Consider the following 512-nt stretch of genomic DNA (forward strand, 5'->3'; position numbering starts at 1 on the left):
CGGTGGAGGAGATCCGCCGGATCCAGGGCGAGCACGGGGCAGACGCCTTCGGCCTGCTCGGCGGGGCCAGCCTGTTCTCCGAAAAGACCTACCTGGTGGGCAAGTCCGGCCGGGTCGCGCTGAAGACCCGGCACGTGGACTACAACGGCCGGCTCTGCATGGTGAGCGCCGCCGGGGCCAACAAGCTGGCGTTCGGGATCGACCGGGCGGGCAACCCGTTCTCCGACATCCTGCGGACCGACTGCCTGCTGATCGCCGGGTCCAACGTCGGCGAGTGCTTCCCGGTGATGACCCAGTACGTCTGGGGCGCCCGGGACCGGGGCGCCAAGCTGATCGTGGTGGACCCCCGGGAGACCGCGATCGCCCGCACCGCCGACGTGCACGTGGCGCTCAAGTCCGGTACCGACGCGGCCTTCTTCAACGCGGTGCTGAACGTGGTGATCGAGGACGGCCTGGTGGACGAGGAGTTCGTCGCCGCGCACACCACCGGCTGGGACGAGCTGAAGCAGGCC

1 protein-coding gene is annotated in these 512 nt (G+C 70.1%); it reads left to right on the forward strand.

Going from position 1 to position 512, the window contains the following annotated elements:
- Positions 1-512: molybdopterin oxidoreductase family protein (locus ABD323_RS45585; RefSeq protein ID WP_344447796.1), on the forward strand; the 512-nt coding region annotated here is incomplete at both ends.

The sequence above is a fragment of the Kitasatospora nipponensis genome (genome assembly GCF_039528135.1).
In the GTDB taxonomy this organism is placed as follows: domain Bacteria; phylum Actinomycetota; class Actinomycetes; order Streptomycetales; family Streptomycetaceae; genus Kitasatospora; species Kitasatospora nipponensis.